General features: G+C 41.7%; 16 protein-coding genes and 1 riboswitch. Of the genes, 8 read left to right on the top strand and 8 right to left on the bottom strand.

Going from position 1 to position 17,619, the window contains the following annotated elements; all coding sequences use genetic code 11:
* Window positions 1–21: 21 nt before the first annotated feature.
* The 3 genes from E3K36_08440 to E3K36_08430 form a co-directional block, all read right to left on the bottom strand.
* Window positions 22–240 carry a hypothetical protein gene (locus E3K36_08440; GenBank protein MCF6155268.1) on the bottom strand — a complete coding sequence of 73 codons (219 nt, stop codon included), beginning with the start codon at window positions 238–240 and terminating at the stop codon, window positions 22–24.
* Between the two features lie 150 nt (window positions 241–390).
* Complete coding sequence (locus tag E3K36_08435; GenBank protein ID MCF6155267.1) at window positions 391–612, bottom strand: hypothetical protein; 222 nt, start codon at window positions 610–612, stop codon at window positions 391–393.
* An 82-nt stretch (window positions 613–694) separates the two neighbouring features.
* The gene (locus tag E3K36_08430) at window positions 695–901 is read right to left on the bottom strand and encodes a hypothetical protein (GenBank protein ID MCF6155266.1); all 207 of its coding nucleotides are present in this window, start codon (window positions 899–901) and stop codon (window positions 695–697) included.
* 155 nt (window positions 902–1,056) lie between these two features.
* Window positions 1,057–1,179, bottom strand: a riboswitch (cyclic di-GMP riboswitch).
* A 202-nt stretch (window positions 1,180–1,381) separates the two neighbouring features.
* On the opposite strand from E3K36_08430, the gene nadC reads away from it, so the two are divergent.
* The 3 genes from nadC to E3K36_08415 all read left to right on the top strand — a co-directional run bounded on the left by nadC (window position 1,382) and on the right by E3K36_08415 (window position 4,792).
* A complete protein-coding gene (nadC, locus tag E3K36_08425) occupies window positions 1,382–2,287 on the top strand; it encodes a carboxylating nicotinate-nucleotide diphosphorylase (protein ID MCF6155265.1) in 906 nt (301 codons plus the stop codon).
* Between the two features lie 161 nt (window positions 2,288–2,448).
* Entirely contained in the window at window positions 2,449–3,204 is a 756-nt protein-coding gene (kdsB, locus tag E3K36_08420) for a 3-deoxy-manno-octulosonate cytidylyltransferase (protein MCF6155264.1), read from the top strand.
* Window positions 3,197–4,792, top strand: a complete 1,596-nt coding sequence (locus E3K36_08415) for a CTP synthase (GenBank protein MCF6155263.1) — start codon at window positions 3,197–3,199, stop codon at window positions 4,790–4,792. Before kdsB ends, E3K36_08415 begins: the two co-directional genes overlap by 8 nt.
* Before the next feature lie 41 nt (window positions 4,793–4,833).
* Here the strand turns inward: E3K36_08415 and E3K36_08410 are convergent, their stop codons facing one another.
* Complete coding sequence (locus tag E3K36_08410; protein MCF6155262.1) at window positions 4,834–5,697, bottom strand: ParB/RepB/Spo0J family partition protein; 864 nt, start codon at window positions 5,695–5,697, stop codon at window positions 4,834–4,836.
* Between the two features lie 146 nt (window positions 5,698–5,843).
* Between E3K36_08410 and E3K36_08405 the strand changes: the two genes are divergently transcribed.
* Both E3K36_08405 and E3K36_08400 read left to right on the top strand, forming a co-directional pair.
* Window positions 5,844–6,647 carry a hypothetical protein gene (locus tag E3K36_08405; GenBank protein MCF6155261.1) on the top strand — a complete coding sequence of 268 codons (804 nt, stop codon included), beginning with the start codon at window positions 5,844–5,846 and terminating at the stop codon, window positions 6,645–6,647.
* Window positions 6,638–7,402 carry a metallophosphoesterase gene (locus E3K36_08400; GenBank protein MCF6155260.1) on the top strand — a complete coding sequence of 255 codons (765 nt, stop codon included), beginning with the start codon at window positions 6,638–6,640 and terminating at the stop codon, window positions 7,400–7,402. The genes E3K36_08405 and E3K36_08400 overlap by 10 nt, the downstream gene beginning before the upstream one ends.
* A gap of 95 nt (window positions 7,403–7,497) precedes the next feature.
* On the opposite strand, the gene E3K36_08395 is transcribed toward E3K36_08400, so the two are convergent.
* Entirely contained in the window at window positions 7,498–9,078 is a 1,581-nt protein-coding gene (locus E3K36_08395; GenBank protein MCF6155259.1) for a phosphoglycerate dehydrogenase, read from the bottom strand.
* Between the two features lie 193 nt (window positions 9,079–9,271).
* Between E3K36_08395 and E3K36_08390 the strand changes: the two genes are divergently transcribed.
* Both E3K36_08390 and E3K36_08385 read left to right on the top strand, forming a co-directional pair.
* Window positions 9,272–10,348, top strand: coding sequence for a hypothetical protein (locus E3K36_08390; GenBank protein ID MCF6155258.1), 1,077 nt, complete (start codon window positions 9,272–9,274; stop codon window positions 10,346–10,348).
* A 3-nt stretch (window positions 10,349–10,351) separates the two neighbouring features.
* On the top strand, window positions 10,352–11,155 hold the full coding sequence (locus tag E3K36_08385; GenBank protein ID MCF6155257.1) for a formylglycine-generating enzyme family protein: 804 nt from the start codon (window positions 10,352–10,354) through the stop codon (window positions 11,153–11,155).
* 33 nt (window positions 11,156–11,188) lie between these two features.
* Here the strand turns inward: E3K36_08385 and E3K36_08380 are convergent, their stop codons facing one another.
* The 3 genes from E3K36_08380 to E3K36_08370 all read right to left on the bottom strand — a co-directional run bounded on the left by E3K36_08380 (window position 11,189) and on the right by E3K36_08370 (window position 15,129).
* Complete coding sequence (locus tag E3K36_08380; protein ID MCF6155256.1) at window positions 11,189–11,833, bottom strand: hypothetical protein; 645 nt, start codon at window positions 11,831–11,833, stop codon at window positions 11,189–11,191.
* 895 nt (window positions 11,834–12,728) lie between these two features.
* Window positions 12,729–13,898 (bottom strand): hypothetical protein, encoded by a 1,170-nt coding sequence (locus E3K36_08375; GenBank protein ID MCF6155255.1) that lies wholly within the window; start codon window positions 13,896–13,898, stop codon window positions 12,729–12,731.
* Window positions 13,899–13,944: 46 nt separating this feature from the next.
* Entirely contained in the window at window positions 13,945–15,129 is a 1,185-nt protein-coding gene (locus E3K36_08370; GenBank protein MCF6155254.1) for a hypothetical protein, read from the bottom strand.
* 729 nt (window positions 15,130–15,858) lie between these two features.
* Between E3K36_08370 and E3K36_08365 the strand changes: the two genes are divergently transcribed.
* Window positions 15,859–17,508 carry a hypothetical protein gene (locus E3K36_08365; GenBank protein MCF6155253.1) on the top strand — a complete coding sequence of 550 codons (1,650 nt, stop codon included), beginning with the start codon at window positions 15,859–15,861 and terminating at the stop codon, window positions 17,506–17,508.
* The last annotated feature ends 111 nt before the right edge of the window (window positions 17,509–17,619 follow it).

Raw genomic sequence — 17,619 nt, 5'->3', positions numbered from 1 at the left:
TTTCGGTTCATTAATGTTATCTCACGCTGTTTTTGAGACGTCCTTACACCCGTCAGAACAGCCGGTATTGCATGATTTTTTACATCCGCCGCCTCCGCAGTCCCACAGTGAATTAACATCCAGCACGTCAGTTATTACTGCGTTAATCTTACCTGCATCCAGCTTAATGCCCTGTTTGGTGAGCGACTCCTTCAGGGAAAGCCTGAGAGGCTGTATTCTCGGATCGGCCCCTTTTGCCATGATCCTCCTCCTTTTAAGTGTATGTTTATAAAATGTTTTCCATCATGAAATCATACAGAGTGTAAAGGAATTTATCATTTTTAGCTCACTGTCAACTGCTTACTGCTTATTGTATCTTTTTTGGTTGCGGCTTCGCAGCACTAGAAGGTATCAGCTCGTTTTCTGATTACTTTGGCAGCCGTCTTTGCAGCCGTCTTTACAGCCTTCTTTACAGCCTTCCCGGCAGTCACCTAAATCGATCCCCTGAAGTATTTCGCCTGCAGTTGAAATGGCTACATTGTTTGGCAGATCAATCCCTGCCCTTCCCAATGAGTCTTTTAATAACAAAGAGATAGTCCTTACACGGGGTTCAACTTTTTTTTTCACAGGCATAGCTCCCTCCCTTCTAACCATAAATATTAAACGACAAACTGCATTTTCAATAAATCTTGTTTTGGTTCATTTAGTTGTTTCACTATCCTTTTCTGCTATCCTTGCACCCGTCTATACAACCATCTTTGCAATCAAACGCGCAACCGCGACTACAATCGCCGAGAGATTTGGTCAAATCACGAGCGACAACACCAAGGGATGTATCTGACAATGTAACGCGATATTTGGCAAGAGAGTCTTTTAACGTTAGGGATATGAGTTTTAAACGGTTATTCTTTCGTTTTACCATAGCCACCTCCATAATTGTTGATTATTGTTTGCGCTCATCTTAATCCAGTAAATTTTTTAAGGTGAAGCAAGATCATAAATATTTGATTAAAGTTCAGAAATATTTTGCCGTAAAAAATAAAAAAAGCCTTACTGCAAAGATTTTTGCTAAACATCTTCGGCAGTAAGGCTGTCTTTTTTCTTATGCAGTAGGCTATCTTACGAAACTCACTTCCCTGTGCGTTGAAAGACCCTTTACTTTGCGTCCCCCCAATTGCTCGGAGTTTGCCTTTATCGTATGTTTTGTCTGTTCCTTTACTTTATGAAAAACTCGTATTATCGGTTGGTATTTAAAATAGCACTGTATCGTTAAATGTCAAGAAAAAAATAAGGATTGATATTGAGTTCTCTTCGAAACACTAATATAATGAAAATTAAATGGGGTTATCGAGGTGTTGGCAGGCAAAAAACAAAAGATGAAAGATGGGTAGTTGCTGTGGACATGAAAATCAATTTTGAATCTGAAAAGATAGATGTCCTTATTCAATTAGCTATTCAGGAGGACATCTTTACCGGGGACATTACAACTGAAAACCTCGTTCCAGATAATTTGATGATTGAAGGATCATTTATTGCAAAAGAGGCCGGGGTGATTGCCGGATTGCCGGTTGTTGAATACTTTTTTTCAAAACTCGATAAGAACGTTTTTTTTAAACATTGGGTTAAGGAAGGAGTCTTCGTTCATAAAGGTGAGACCATTGCTGTAGTAAATGGCAGAGCAAAGGCCATCCTCTCCGGCGAACGGATTGCCTTAAATTTCCTTCAAAGGCTTTCGGGGATCGCAACGCTAACATCACAGTTTGTCGAGCGTATCAAAACTTTAAAAACCTCCATTATGGACACAAGGAAGACTATCCCAGGTTGGCGATATTTGGAAAAATACGCAGTGGGAGTAGGTGGTGGGACCAATCATCGGATGGGTCTTTATGACCAGGTGCTGATAAAAGACAATCACCTGGATATTATAAAAAACAAAGTATTGTTTAGCATATCTTCCCATGATAGCATTATTGAAAAAGCTGTGTCTTTTTTAAAACAACGAATAAAGAAGGATATTTTAATCGAGGTAGAAACAAGGACGCTGGAAGAAGTAAAGGATGCTCTTGCAGCAGGGGTTGATATCATACTGTTTGATAATATGAGCATCCAGCTATTGAACGATGCTGTAAAAGTGGTTAAAGGGTGGAAATATGGCGAAGGAAAACGCCAACCACTTACCGAGGCGTCCGGAAATATTACCCTGGAAAATGTCCATCTTGTGGCACAAACGGGCGTAGACAGAATTTCTATTGGTGCTCTTACCCACTCGGCGAAGGCCATGGATATTTCCCTGGAAATATTTACATAATAGTTTACATGAATTATTTCAAAAAATGTTTGAATCCGAAAGATTTGTTCAATAAAATTAACGATTTTATAAAATAGTTCGTAATTTTTCCGATTTTCCGTGAACTCCGTGTCCTGTTATGAAAATATGGGATTGAATAAACACGTGGTTGAATGTATCGTATGAAGGCAGTTGTCATAATCCCTGCCCGATATGCATCGACCAGGCTACCTTCTAAATTAATCCTGCCAGAAGTCAAGTCTCTCACGGGAAGGTATATCATAGAACACGTCTACAAAAATGTAAAGCAGGCGAGGCGAATTCATAAAGTTATCGTTGCTACTGATAGCCAGCTTATATACGATATCGTCAAAGGGTTCGGTGGCGAGGCTGAAATGACTTCCGTATCACATGCTTCAGGGACAGACCGAATTGCAGAGGTGGCGGGGAGATTAGAAGCTGATGTTGTAGTGAATGTGCAAGGTGACGAACCAGAGATGCAGGCGTCTGTGGTTGATCAGGTCATAGATACTTTAGTGGGAGACGATGTTGCGGTAATGGCGACCCTGGCAAATGTGATAACAGATGCTGCAGAATTGAGCAATCCGAATGTGGTAAAGGTTGTGCTGGATAATCGCGGATATGCACTCTATTTTTCCCGCTCACAGATTCCTTACGTACGTGATAGCAGAGATCCGGTTAATGAGCCAGGTATTACATTTCTGAGGCACCTGGGGATTTATGCATATCAAAAGGACTTTCTGTTACAATATTCCAGGCTTCCAGCCTCGCCTTTGGAATATGTTGAAAAGTTGGAGCAACTCAGGGCACTCTCTAATGGATACAAAATTAAGGTGGCAATTACGCAGTATATCTCCAGGGGTATTGACACGCAGGATGATTTGATGGCATTTTTGGAAAGATACAGGCATGACTAAACACATATTTGTTACGGGTGGTGTGGTTTCTTCTCTTGGTAAAGGGCTCAATTCTGCTTCCATCGGTATGTTGTTGGAAAGCAGGGGGCTTAAAGTAAGACTTCAAAAGTTTGATCCCTATGTAAATATCGACCCGGGGACGATGAGTCCATATGAACATGGGGAGGTATATGTGACTGATGATGGTGCTGAGACGGACCTGGATCTGGGGCATTATGAGCGATTCACCAATAGCAAGACGAACCGGTACTGCAACTTTACGACAGGTTCAATTTATTATTCTGTTATTATGAAGGAACGCAAGGGGGAGTATTTGGGCAAGACGGTGCAGGTAATCCCCCATATAACCAATGAAATCATAGAATGTATCCAGAAACTGGATGGACCTGATACGGATGTGGTTATATCCGAAATCGGGGGTATTGTGGGAGATATAGAAAACCAGCCTTTCCTGGAAGCTATCAGGCAGTTTGGCCAAAAGGTGGACAGGGAGAATGTGCTCTATATTCATCTCACCCTTGTTCCTTATTTAAGTGCCGCAGAGGAGATAAAGACGAAACCTACCCAGCACAGCGTTGGTATGTTGCGACAGGCGGGCATTCAACCCGATATCATCATTTGTAGGACGGAAAAACATCTTGGCGCTGAGATAAAAGAAAAGTTATCCCTTTTTTGTAATGTGGACAAAAATGCGATCATTGAGGAGCGGGATGTGAAGCCTTATCTCTATGAGATACCGTTGATCCTCGTTGATCAGGGCTTGGATACATTTATCATTCAGAAATTAAGGTTAAAAACAAACGGTAATAATATTGATAAGTGGTTGTCAATACTGGAGATACTAAAAAATCCGAGCCAGGCAACAGAGATAGCGATTGTGGGAAAATATATAGCGCATCAGTCGGCCTATGAGTCTATTTATGAATCTCTTATCCATGGGGGAATAGGTAACAATGCGCGGGTGCGGATGCGCAGAGTAGAATCTGAGGATATTGAAAAAAATGGGGCCAAAGCACATCTTGAAGGGGTGCAGGGGATTCTTGTGCCAGGGGGCTTTGGTGTGCGTGGTGTTGAGGGTAAGATCGAGGCGATACGGTATGCACGGGAAAACAAGATTCCTTTCTTCGGAATTTGCCTCGGAATGCAGTGTGCAGCAATCGAGTTTGCAAGGAATGTGTGTAAACTTAAGGGGGCAAACAGCACAGAGTTTGATATGAATACGCCTCACCCTGTAATTAGTTTATTGGAAGAACAACGAACAGTGCCTGGTAAGGGTGGGACAATGAGGTTAGGGGCGCAGCCTTGCGTCCTTCGGCCAGGCACAAAAGCATTTCAGGCATATGGGAGTCAGGAGATATCGGAACGGCATCGGCACCGATATGAATTTAACAATAGATATACAGAAATATTTGAAGCCAATGGTGCGGTTTTTAGCGGATATACGCCGAATGAGCAATTAGTGGAAATCGTGGAACTCAAAGATCACCCCTGGTTTGTTTGTGTACAGTTCCACCCGGAATTTAAGTCGAAGCCTACGAAGCCTCATTCGTTATTCAGGGAATTTATACGGGCATCCTTGGTCTATTAAACGTGGTTGTGGGGACTCTTCATTTTTTTTGTTTCTGATAATTAAATCTGAATTCCCAAGGTATTTGCAATCCTGCTGAATTCCTCGCTTGAATGAAATGCAATCAGAATCTTCCCCTTGCCGTTGCTTTCCCTGATAGTAACCTTTGCCCCAAAAAACCTGCGGAATCGGTCTTCCAGGTCTTCGATATGGGGAGATGTCTTTTTTGTGATTGTTTTTCCAGGTTTGACTTGTTTCTTTTCTATCGAAACAATCTCCTCTATGTCTCTTACGGATAACCCATCTTGTATAATGCGTTCGCAAAGCCTCGTCTGTGTTTCCTTGTCTTGAATGGCCAATAATGCCCGCGCATGTCCCATGGATAATGTTCCACGTGAAACATTATCTTGGATTTCCTGCGGCAAGTCCAATAACCGGAGATAATTGGTTACAGATGTGCGGTCTTTTCCCATGGCCTTCGCAACCTGTTCCTGGGTGAGTCCGAACTTTGTGATCAGTTCTTCGAATCCTTTGGCCTTTTCAATAGGATTGAGGTCTTCCCTTTGAATATTTTCTATCAAGGCGATTTCCAGGATATTTTCTCCGTTGGCGTGTCGAACGATGGCAGGTATCTCTTTTAATCCAAGTTGTTTTGCCGCCCGCCAGCGTCGCTCTCCTGCAATGAGCATGTATCCGTGCGAGAGTGGTCTTACGATGATGGGTTGTAAAATACCGTATTTTCTGATGGATTCCACAAGCCCCCGCATCTCTTCTTCGTTAAAGAGGTCTCGAGGCTGGAGGTCGTTGGGCTGAACATCTTCGGGGTTAAGCCGCACAATTACATCTTGTCCTACATCGGCCTCTATTCCAATAACTCCGCCAAGGAGTGATTGTAAGCTGCGGCTGAGTTTTTCCTTTTTCGACATGGTCCTGGCTCCTTTTTCTGGTGGGTTTTCAATTGCATTTCCTGATAAGGAATGCTAGTATTTAACACACTTTTAAGGGAAAAGATGTTTCACGTGAAACACCTTAAATTAGTGTATGAGATTTTTTTGAATTTGCAAGGGTTTTTATGCGCAGGTGCGTATTTACTATTGCCGCGAATACCGCAAGAGAAGTTAGCCGGGAGACAATATTTTATTTAATTGGATGCGGAGGAATTTTGCTCATATTCTTATCCTTTTCCTTTACTTTGTTTGCTTTTGGTGAGGAAACGCGGATGATAAAGGAGATGGGGATATCAACAATTACGATTTGCTGCCTGTGTCTTGCATCGCTGAGTGCCGCAAATACAATATCCAAAGAAATGGAAAAAGGCACTATTATGACTTTATTGTCTAAACCCGTAGATAAGGGGTCTGTCCTCTTTGGCAAATTTTTAGGGATACTGGTAGCTGTCTCGTCGGTATTCCTGACGATGGGTCTCTTCCTGACTGTTTCGTTGTGCATGAGGGAGTCTTTCGATTATCATACGGGTTTATTAACGGCATTTGAACGGGTTGGGTATTCAACGGTTTTTCAACTGATATTTGCATTTTTACAAGTTGCCATAATGTGTGCCATAGCAACTGCCGGCTCTGTATACTTGCCTATGATATCCAACCTGAGTTGTTGCATGGTTATCTATGCCATTGGGAATGTAATAAGTTTTTTTCAGGATGTGCTTCAGCAAAATGGGGGCGGAACCCGATGGTACCTCACGTTTTTGGGTATCTTTTTTCCAAATCTTGAGGAATTCAGTGCTATTGGAGTGGAAAACAAGTTAGAGTCGTTGTGTTTATATCACATGGTATTGTTGTTGATATATGCTGCGCTGTATATTATGTTTGTTATCATATTAGCATTCTTGCTTTTCGACCGCAAAGAATGTCGTTGAGTTTACGCATCTCTAATATTGGAAAGGACTTGTTGTTGATATATGGAGTAATCGGAGACGTACATAGTAACTATGAGGCATTAACGGCAGTTGTTGATGAATTGCAAAAGGAGCGTGTTGACAAGGTATTATGTACAGGAGATATCGTTGGTTATGCTGCCGAACCGATAAAGTGTATAGACTTAATACGTGAATTAAACTGTATCGTTGTGGCGGGAAACCATGACTATGCAGCGGTGGGAAAATTTCCAGCAGGTTATTTCCATGCCGATGCAAGGGCTGCAATTTTGTGGACGGCAAAGCACCTCTCGGCCGAGTGTATAGAATTCTTAAAAAATTTACCTTTGGTTGTAGAGCTAAACGATATTACCCTCGTGCATGCCTCTTTGAATCATCCCGAATTCTTTGATTATATTACGACAGGGGCTGATGCACAACTTAATTTAGATATCTTAAAAACACAGATTTGTTTTTATGGTCACAGCCATGTGCCGTTAGCCATTTTTGGGGAGAGCGGAAGCATCCGTGTGGATAGAGGGTGTGTTTTTGATTTAAATAACGCCGAAAAGGTGCTTATCAATGTGGGGAGTGTAGGTCAGCCGCGAGATTGGGACATCAGGGCGTCTTATGCTATTTATGATGATGAAAAAAAGGTTGCACAAATTAAACGCACTAAATACAATATTCATGATGCCGTAAATAAGATTTATATGGCAGGGTTACCAGAGATAAACGCCTTGCGCCTTATGGGGTAAGTCCTTTTGTCTTCAGTGCTTACATCTGCTCTTGTCTTCTCTGCAAATTGTCTGGCCTTCCCGTTTTGGTTTGTGTACCTCGACGTTCTCTAATTTTAAAGATGTATTAAATAAGCTGCTTCTATGTGGTCAAGCCGTTCCATCTCCCGGATGCAATCTTGCGGTACAGCGGCATCTACGTTTATGATCGTAATGGCATTGCCACCAGTCTCCTTCCTGCCAAATGCCATATGGGCAATATTTATCTTTTTGTCACCAAGAACCCGACCAATATTTCCAATTAAACCGGGTTTATCCTTACCAAAGAGAATAAGCATGTGTTCGTTGAGTACTGCCTCGATGCCGTATCCGTTGACATTCACAAGCCGTGGTTCATTTTTACCGTAAACCGTCCCAGATATGGTGGTTTCACCGTTAGCGCTTTTTATTTTTGCGCTAACGAGACTCGTGAAATCGCTCACACCACTGCTGGTGGTAATATTGATCTTGATACCTCGTTCTGCGATAAGATGTGGTGCACTGACGAGGTTGACACCGTCTTCGAGGGCGGGCTTGAGCAGTCCAACCATGAGGCTGTCCGTAACAAGGCAAATATTTCTCTTGGTAATTTCTCCTGTATAAACAATATCTACCGACTGAATACCTCCGGCGGCGAGTTGGATGAGGAGAGAACCCATCTTTTCCGCCAATGTTATATAGGGTTTCAGGATGTTAAATTCTTCGATGTTATACGGGGGGAGGTTTACTGCATTTCGAAACCCCTTTCCCGTAAGCGCGTCAGCCATTTGTTCAGCTGCTTCTACAGCAACCGCAAATTGGGCCTCTTCCGTAGATGCCCCCAAGTGAGGCGTTGCGACAACTTGGTCTAGTTCCAGGAGCTTATTACCTGTGGGTGGTTCTACATCAAACACATCGAGGGCGGCTCCTGCAACGTGGCCACTCTTTATGGCATTGTAGAGATCTTCTTCGGAGAGAATTCCGCCCCGCGCGCAATTGATAATACGAACTCCCGGTTTCATTATCGAAAATTCCTTTTGTGTGATAAGATTCTTTGTCTCGCTGTTAAAAGGGACATGAATCGTAATATAATCGGCTTGAGAGAGTAATTCTTTGAGATTTTTTGCAATGTGTATGCTGTATTGTGATGTCATTTCGGGAGAGATGAAAGGGTCATAACCAACGACCTTCATCTCTAAGGCAACAGCGCGTTTTGCAACCTGTCTTCCTACCCGGCCGAGTCCGATGATACCAAGAGTCTTTCCGGCAATTTGAATGCCGGTAAACTTCTTCCTTTCCCATTTACCAGCCTTGACTGATGCGCAGGCCTGGGGAACAAAACGTGAAAGGGAAAAGAGCAATGCTACGGTATGTTCGGCAGTTGAAGTTATATTTCCTTCTGGCGTATTCATGACCACAATGCCTTTTTTGGTGGCTGCCGCTACATCTACGTTGTCAACCCCAACGCCAGCCCGGCAAATGGCCTTTAGTTTATCTACTTTTTCCAGTAAAGGTGCGGTAATTTTTGTCCCACTGCGCAATATAATTCCATCGCAGCTTGTCATTATAGTCTTTAATTCATCCGCTTTTATACCGGGTTTATTCAGGGCATCAATTCCTGCTTTTTCAAGTATTTCAATGCATATGTCCGGAAGTTCATCTGCAATTAAAACCTGCATAGTATCCTTTCTCGAGATTATTATCTTTTAACAGTTATTGTAAAAAAATGTATTATAACAATTTTATCCTTTAAAATCAATTCCAAACTCTGTATTGCCGAGGAGCAGATAAATATTTGCGGTGGATAAGATTTTTTGATAGACTACTTACCATCTATTTAGAACCACACGTTTTTAAGATGGAGTACTATTCATGAAAGGTATACTTTTCGTCACAGTAAGCATAGTTCTGGTCTTCTCCCTTTTTGGTGCAAAGAATGCTAATGGGCAAGGAGGAGCGCAGGAAGTCATGAAGGAGTTTGATGATTTTCAAAAGTCACTTTCGGGCTGGATGAAGAACCTCGATAACCTGGGGTCGCAAATTACTGCACTTCAAAAAAGTGTGAGTGAGACCCATTCGAAAGAGTTCGATAAGATAATAAAAGGGAATGAAGAAAAATTGAATTCTATCGTTTCAAGATTAGAGGCGATAGAGAAGACTTCGTCTGTGGCAGATGTCAAAGGGTTGCTGGATTCTTTTGGCAAGACCCTGGATGTCTTAAAAAAGTTATTGTCTGATCTTTCAAAGCGGGTTGAGGATCAGGAAGTAAAAACTGCTGTACTCGAGAAAAGATATCAGGAGGCGCAAAGACCTTTGGAACCCATTAAAAAGGCTATTGATGATTTGAGTAAATTAGTGACCGAAAAATTAGGTGACCAAGAGAAGAGGATTGCAACCGTTGAAGAAAGTTTCAAAACACGGGTGGCTTCTTTGGATTCCTCGGTAAAAACCTTTGAAGGACAATTGAAGACTATTTCAGATTTGGAAACGCGGATAAAAAAAGTGGAAAAAGCCGGGGTTGGCGTTGCGGGGACAGTAACTGCCGAAGTACTACCAACTACGCCAGCACAAGTGCCTGCTGGAACCGAAACCGTAACGATTGCTGAGGGTACGGAAACAGTGGAAGTAGTAAAAGAACACATTCCTACGCCGGAAGAAGAGGGTTTTCAAGAGATAGGAGACGGGTTTTATATGCGAAATGTGAGACTCCTTCCCTTTGGGTCATCTTCACAGATTAAAGGTGAGATAAAAAATTTGTCAGATAAAGACCGAAGTATCGCAACATTTGCAATTCGGGTTTTTAACACCTCTGATTCACTGTTGTTTACGCAGGATTTTTCAATCAAGACTTTTTGGAAGGGTGAGGTTAAGACTTTCAATGAAATTGTCTCCGGATATTCACCTCTGGAGATTGCCAGGTATGAAATTGTCACAAAGGGGAGATACTAAAAGTTGATTACGAAAAAAGGTTTCATGATTTTGTTTATATTATTTTTGGGTATTCTTGTTGTTGATGAACTAACAGCTTCTGAAGAGAAGTATCCAGGCATGGTCTATGTACCATCCGGTGAATTCACCATGGGTGATAATACACGCTATAACTGGAGTTTTCTGCTGGCGTATAATATTTATGACGGACCTGAACATGCGGTCTATCTGGATGCCTTTTACATGGATAAATACGAAGTGACTAATGAGCAGTATAAAAAATTCGTTGAAGAGACAGGGTACCATAGGCCAAGTTGCTGGAATGATGCCAGGTTCAATCGGCCAAATTATCCTGTTGTAGGGGTAACCTGGGAGGATGCCGCTGCATACGCAAAATGGGCAGGGAAAAGGTTGCCAACAGAAGCTGAATGGGAAAAAGCGGCACGAGGTACCGACAAGCGTTTATGGCCGTGGGGAAATAAATTTGATAAAGAGAAGTGCACTGTGTGGGAATCAGATTACCGTGAGGCCGGACTTAGGGGGACAACACCGGTGGGGAAATATGAGAAAGGTAAAAGTCCCTATGGGTGTTACGACATGGCGGGAAATGTTTGGGAATGGTGTGCCGACTATTATGACCAAAATTATTATGCTGTATCTCCGTCAAAAAATCCTTCTGGCTCAGATTCTGGCTTGCAAAGGGTTGTCCGCGGCGGCGGCTTCCTTTACTTCGGGCATTATGCACGATGTGCCGCCCGTTATCGGGTGCCATGGTATGCGCAAAGCCCTCAAATCGGATTTCGTTGTGCAAAAACAGCTGAAGAATAAAACTGTTGCATGAAAGAGAAGGCCTTGTTTCGATTATGGTATCTTTTCAAAATGAACCTTCATTTCCCCTCCTTCCTGCACTAAGGATTCTAAAAACAAATCCACCTGAAGAGTGGGGTATTTTTCTATTAACAGTGCCCTTGCTTTTCTTAAATCTCCCGTTTGTGTTTCATACTCCGCAATTTCCGACCCGAAAGATGCCGAACCTCCATATCCCCCGCAATCTCTGTGGTTAATAATGACAACTCGATTTATGAGATGAAGCCTTACTGAGAGGGCAAACTTGCTAAAAAAGAGCGCCCGTGTTTCCGGGTTTACAAGATTATAAATACTCCCCGGTATGGAAATATGATCGTAATTGTCTTTCAGTCCTAAAGTTTCATTTATAAATTCCTGGTTTGCAACGGCAAAACGATAGTCAATGCAGGTAATTGCTAAGGTATCACAATCAGGTCTTGCTGCCTCAGGTTGTACAGTAATAGCTATCTGTTGACTATCCACCAAAAGGTCAGGTGAAGGCGTTTTGTTATATGCACACCCAAGAGGGATTGCAAAAAATGAGACAAAAGCAAGACACATTGCCATCCAATTTTTTTTCACAATGAAAAGATTTATATTTAAGCTGGTATGTTTTTGTTTACGCATATTCCGTACATACATGGGGCTATCTGTGAGCATTTTCAGGTTCCTTTATTTTAAATTTTTTCGTATTTTCCCTCTTTCTCAATTCTGCGGGTGCATCATTAAAATTTAATGCTCACAAAATTTGCTTAAAATTATATATGCGCTGGTGGTCCTTATACAGTACCGTGGCATAATATAGAAATACTTTTAGGTGAGGAAATCTTAACTTCATGAGTCTCCGTGCCTTTTTTAAATCCTTGCAAATGGCTTTATACTCAACGAGTGGTTCTGAGAAGTTTTTTGACCCTCCATAGCCAGTGCTGCAGTCTTGATGCCCAAGAATAACTACACGCTTTACGTGATGTAAATGGACCGAAACACCAAAGGTGTTTAAAACAAGGTCTCTTGTCTTTGAATCAAGCAAATTACGTATAGAACCGGGGATAGATATGTAGTCATAATTACCCTTTAGTCCTAATCGATTATTTATAAATTCTTGTGTCGCAGTTGTGAACCGGAAATCTGTACAAGTAATTACCATCGCATCACACCAATGTGTTTTTTTGTCAAAAAAAGTTGAATACTTAACGGTTTTCTGTGTTTGTATTTTACCAGTTGACTCATCTGATGCAAGAGAGTCATTTGTTGTTATACTTACGATACATAACAGATGTAATACAATGATGAAGCAACAGTTCCGTAACATTTTTTGTATATGTCGCATAATATAGTCTTCTCAAAAAAATATTGTTGAAAAAAAAGTTTAATAAATATGAATTAATTCAGTTTTTATAAACCTAGCAAACCTTATTCCTTTGTCGGTCTAAATCTTAAGTATTTATCACACAGTGCTATAGCAGAGATGAATATACTTTTGAACGATTTTACGAGGGGGAAAATGGTGCAAATACACCATTTTTATGCCGCGAGAAAAAAAGGGACAATAGACTTATTTAATTCTTGCGGTGTCTGTACCTCTTGGCTGGTTTAACATTTCCTGAATTTCTTGAAACGTCTTTGTATCAACACGAAGCTTACCCTTGGTATCTGAAACACCCAATCGTGTGGCCATATCATCGACATCGAGAAGATTTATATCAAGGCTTGAAATATTTACATCTGCGAGGTTGACGTTGCGAGCTGCTTCAAGGGCTACAATAATGTCTCCTCCCATGCCTGAAATTGCCTCTCTTCGCAACCGTTCTCCCTCTGCTTGTGATTGTTTAATTAAAAGATTTCCGTCTGCTATCCTTTGCTCCTTGTAAAGGTCGCCTTCTGCCTTCCTCTGGATTAAATATTTATCAGCCTCGGCGAGAAGTTCTATTGTCTTTTTTGTGGTTTCAGCATCGAGTACGGTGATTGCTCTCTCTTTGTCGCCGCCAATTTTCTGCGCAATAGCCTCTGTATCTGCATCGATCGTTTGGGTAATACCTCTTTGTTCTGCGGCAAGCGCCTTTGATTTGTTTAGAACATTATCAAGTTCAGCCAATTTAATATTTTTAATCTTTCTTTCCAGTTGTGGGTCAAATCTCAATTCTAAAATGAGCACGTCAATTATATCTACATGACGAGGAACTAACCTTTCCGTAAGTTGTATTTTAAATTCTGCTGCCCTTTTCCGCTTTTCTTCCGGATTGTATAAATCTCGTTCCACCATCTTACCGAGCACACTTCTGGCGATATCGCGCGTTTCATTTTCCACGATGATTTTGTACCGTTCTCCAACACCAATATCTTGACGCAGCTGCCACGCCTCTCCCCTTTTGATCTGATATTTAACGATGATGTCAGCTGAGACATCATAATCATCTGCAGTTCTGATAGCAGCTTCCTTCCGCTCGTCATGTCCCAAACGTGAAGGTTCTTTGGCAAGTTCGAGGGTCTGTACCGTGCTGTCATAAAGATCCCATTGATCGATAGCTGTAACTGCCCTGTGCCATCCAGGCCCGTAATCCTTCTGTACGATACCTCGCTTTACACCCCAGATGATTGTTCTTACACCTACTTGATCAACACCTACTTTGATAACAAAGAATTTGACACCAATGATAAACGCGGCAATAAATGTGACGATTCCAATAGGAATAATATATTTTGCGGTAATCTTGCCTATGTGCATTTTCACCTCTTTATTGATCGACGTTAATTGAAAATGGTAAAGTTAATTATGGGGACTTATCCGGCCCTGGCTTTAGTGGACTAACCAAAGCTGCATCTGGAGGTTCTGGGAACATGTAATCGATCTTGGGTGCATCCTCAATATACTTAAATCTTTGTATGCTTTGCGGTGTTTCAACGCCTTGCCTGATAATTGGGGTGCTTCTGATAATTGCCTGTTTTAGACGTCTGGCATATTCCAGCCTGACCAAATTCCGTCCCCCTTCTCCTTCCAGTGCGTTACGTAATAATCGAACGCCTTCTGCCTCTGTCTTTAGTGTAGCAAGAATAGCTTCTGCCTCTTTTGCAAGCCTTTCATACGCAGCATCAGCTTCAAATCTTGCTCGGATAAGATACGCATCAGCATCCTGTTTTTTGGCCTCAGCACTACCTCTTGCATCCATGATGCGCTTATCACATTCACCCCGAAATCTTGCTACTTCTACTTCCAACTTTTTCGTTTCCTCAACAACAACCCTTCTCTGGTTTTCTCTTGCAGCGGAAGCCCTGGTTTTTTGTTCCTCAACCTCTTTGTCGGCCAATCTTCGCTCCTGGATCTTTTCTGCATATTCCCTGTAATAACGATAGTCGCTTAAGTTTATGGATGTAACAAAAAAACCGTGGGGTTCCAGCATCTTGTTGATCTCGTCTCGCGCCTTTTGAGCCTTGACATCACGCTTGGAAGAGATCGGAAACTCGTCTAATGTCAATTCCCCATAGCAGTAATAACAAATAGTTCGTGCATAATCGTACAGCCATTTTTGTTTGAAGACATCCCCTATGCCGGTGTTCTGAACAACATGTACGGCGTAATCGGGATTTAACATGTACTGTATTTGCAAATCTAACACTACATCGCCACCGTCAATTGATTTGACTGTTATTGGGTTACCCTGCGGATGTTTTTCGTCAATTTCGGCTGAGGTCATTTTTAAAACCTGCTCGCGTTTATCTAACACATATATATCCTGAATGAAAGGGTAATAAAGGACGGCGCCGGCCCTGTTTATTAATTTAATGCCACCGGTAAGATTGTTTACAATTACAGCTACTTCGTCAGCGGCGATCTCTTTCCAGCTTAATTCCCTGCCACCATATATACCACCAATTATTATCATTATGATAATCACTACTATGATTGCTTTTCTGTATATGTGGTAATGCTTGGTTTTTGGTTGAAAATGCTTATCCATAATTACCCTTCTCTGCTTAAGGTGTTTATTGCCGAAGTATTTTAATGCCTTTTGTTTGTAAAAATTAGCTCGGCATTATAAAAAGAAGTCTTTGTAACGTCAATAAAAAAGTAAAAAAAGAATGGTCTTGGACGTTGCTGCGGAATGTTTTTCAGTATTTATAAATCAAGCCGCAATGAATATCAGGGAGTTGTCAGATGTTTTGTTTGTGATATATTTTAGTGTATAAATCCATGTGGATTTGTGAAGGCAGTGCAAATTGTAAAATAAGTTTCATTTTTGCAATATGACGTAATTGCGGTGCGGTGTTAAGTTTTTACCATGTTGCGTCAATATTTTATTGTAAGTAGTATCTATTGCAAATACTAATGTCGGATTTGCAACATCCTGTATTTTTGGAATAATATTTGTTGTGTTCTACTACTAATGGATATGCTTGTGGGTGTAGAGTGGTGATTTTGCGGATATCTATTCAGTAATAAATAGAAACAAAGCGGCTTTTGGGAAATATTAATAAGAATAAAATATATTTGCTTGACATCGTTTGGTTTTATTATTAAGATATGTCGCTCGAATGTTTATGCAATTGAAGTATTTTGGGTAAAATGCCAGGAGGAGGAGAAAGGAGGCCAAATACCTTAGTTGACGTTTAGCAGTGATTTAGGTTTTCTGGTTATTTGTATTTGTACGTTGGGGTCCAATAGACATTAATAAAGGGAGGTGTATAAAATGAGATATAAATTGTGGAAGACCTGTGTCGGTGGGTTTGTTACTGCCGTCTTCTGCGTTGTGACTGGCGCCCAGTCGTTTGGGGCAGATGTTAAGTCGTTAGAGGAAATGGAGAAGGAATTGAATGCGCTAAGGGCTTCTGTTTCTGCTTTGTCGGAACAGATAGAGACTGTCAAGCAGGATAAAACAGTTGCCGCAGCATCTTCTGACACGAAAAATGATGTTGAGGCGTTAAAAAACGAGGTTAGCACGCTAAAAGAAGAGATGAAGACTGCCGCACAGGCTGAGCAAGCAGTAAAGGCAGAAGACATCGCAGGTAATGTATATTCTGAATTTGCTAAGAAGGTAAAATTGGGTGGGCAAATTAGAACAAGGGCAGAGTATGCCAATGGCTTTTATCAAGTCCCAACGAGTAATGCAACCTTAGGTGGTGCAACGGGCATCGTTGGTCGTGGGAAATCAACCGATGATGACTACGTGCTGAATCAGACAAGGCTCTGGGCGGATGCCGATGTGAATGAGCACTTGAGGGTATTTATTCAGCTTCAAGATGCAAGGGTGTTTGGTGCTGAAGGAACCACTGTTGGGTTTGCAAATCCAGGCGTAGAAAATAGCATTTTTGATCTTCACCAAGGGTATTTTGATATAAAACAGCTTTTTGATCTTCCTTTAACTGTGAGGGTTGGCCGTCAAGAAATCATCTGGGGTGATCACAGGGTTATCGGTAACTTTGTATGGTCAAACGTAGGCCGTGTATTCGATGGTGGCAGGATAATGTGGGATACCGATGCCATTCATGCTGAAACGTTTGCTGTAAAGGTAGATGAGGATGGGCTTTTTGCCACAGATGGCGACGATAGCTCAGATGAAACTGCATATGCAGCCCAGTTGGCATTTAAAAAGCTGGTTCCAGGGGCGTTGTTGGAATTGATGTATATTCATAAAAACGACCAGGATACTTTAGCGAATGTCGCCACAGGAAGTGGTTATGCGGCACCGGGCGACGGTCCTATCGAAATCCATGATGTCGGTGTAAGAATTGACGGAAAGGTTCCCAACCTCGATGCTATAGATTATACACTTGAGTCACATGGTCAGTTTGGTGATTATGGTGATCAGAATCAAAAGGCTTGGGCATTTGCTGGTAGGGCTGGGTATACGTTTAAAGAGTTGGCATGGACGCCACGTTTTGGTATTGAATATGATTACGCATCCGGTGATGATGATCAAGATGATAACGACCATGAAACCTTTGATAACCTTTATCCTACAAACCACTGGCAGGGTAACTATGGGTTCATCGATTTACTTTCCTGGCAGAACATGCATGACTTCAGGGCGAATGTAAAGGTTGTGCCAACGAATAAGTTGACCGTGCAGGTGGACTACCACTACTATTTGCTTGCTCAAGAGGAAGACGGTTGGTATCTTGCTAGCGGAGCCTTGGCCATCCCTCGGCCTGGCGCAGGCTATGATGATGATGAGAATGATCTAGCTCAAGAAATTGATCTGACTGTAAGCTATCAATTGTATAAAAACATAGGTATCCTTGCTGGTTATTCCTTCTTCAAGGCTGAGGACTGGATTGAAGATAACATAGATGACATTGATACGAGCTGGGGATACTTGCAGACTACAGTCACATTTTAAAGTGTGAAAGATTGTCGTTTGTTTTCTGTCGGCAATAGTTGTTTGGCGTTGTAGTCTTTTTAATATGATGCATAATGGGTGTTGCTTTAGCAACACCCATTTTTTTTGAAA

This window comes from Candidatus Brocadia sp., from assembly GCA_021646415.1.
Lineage (GTDB): Bacteria > Planctomycetota > Brocadiia > Brocadiales > Brocadiaceae > Brocadia.
Note: the sequence above shows the minus strand (reverse complement) of the source record. Positions and strands in the feature narration are given on the sequence as shown.

Excerpts from the sequence above, each read along its gene's own strand:
- E3K36_08440 (MCF6155268.1), bottom strand. The coding sequence starts at position 240 with ATGGCAAAAGGGGCCGATCCGAGAATACAGCCTCTCAGGCTTTCCCTG.
- E3K36_08435 (MCF6155267.1), bottom strand. The coding sequence starts at position 612 with ATGCCTGTGAAAAAAAAAGTTGAACCCCGTGTAAGGACTATCTCTTTG.
- E3K36_08430 (MCF6155266.1), bottom strand. The coding sequence starts at position 901 with ATGGTAAAACGAAAGAATAACCGTTTAAAACTCATATCCCTAACGTTA.
- nadC (MCF6155265.1), top strand. The coding sequence starts at position 1,382 with ATGAAAATCAATTTTGAATCTGAAAAGATAGATGTCCTTATTCAATTA.
- kdsB (MCF6155264.1), top strand. The coding sequence starts at position 2,449 with ATGAAGGCAGTTGTCATAATCCCTGCCCGATATGCATCGACCAGGCTA.
- E3K36_08415 (MCF6155263.1), top strand. The coding sequence starts at position 3,197 with ATGACTAAACACATATTTGTTACGGGTGGTGTGGTTTCTTCTCTTGGT.
- E3K36_08410 (MCF6155262.1), bottom strand. The coding sequence starts at position 5,697 with ATGTCGAAAAAGGAAAAACTCAGCCGCAGCTTACAATCACTCCTTGGC.
- E3K36_08405 (MCF6155261.1), top strand. The coding sequence starts at position 5,844 with ATGCGCAGGTGCGTATTTACTATTGCCGCGAATACCGCAAGAGAAGTT.
- E3K36_08400 (MCF6155260.1), top strand. The coding sequence starts at position 6,638 with ATGTCGTTGAGTTTACGCATCTCTAATATTGGAAAGGACTTGTTGTTG.
- E3K36_08395 (MCF6155259.1), bottom strand. The coding sequence starts at position 9,078 with ATGCAGGTTTTAATTGCAGATGAACTTCCGGACATATGCATTGAAATA.
- E3K36_08390 (MCF6155258.1), top strand. The coding sequence starts at position 9,272 with ATGAAAGGTATACTTTTCGTCACAGTAAGCATAGTTCTGGTCTTCTCC.
- E3K36_08380 (MCF6155256.1), bottom strand. The coding sequence starts at position 11,833 with ATGCTCACAGATAGCCCCATGTATGTACGGAATATGCGTAAACAAAAA.
- E3K36_08375 (MCF6155255.1), bottom strand. The coding sequence starts at position 13,898 with ATGCACATAGGCAAGATTACCGCAAAATATATTATTCCTATTGGAATC.
- E3K36_08370 (MCF6155254.1), bottom strand. The coding sequence starts at position 15,129 with ATGGATAAGCATTTTCAACCAAAAACCAAGCATTACCACATATACAGA.
- E3K36_08365 (MCF6155253.1), top strand. The coding sequence starts at position 15,859 with ATGAGATATAAATTGTGGAAGACCTGTGTCGGTGGGTTTGTTACTGCC.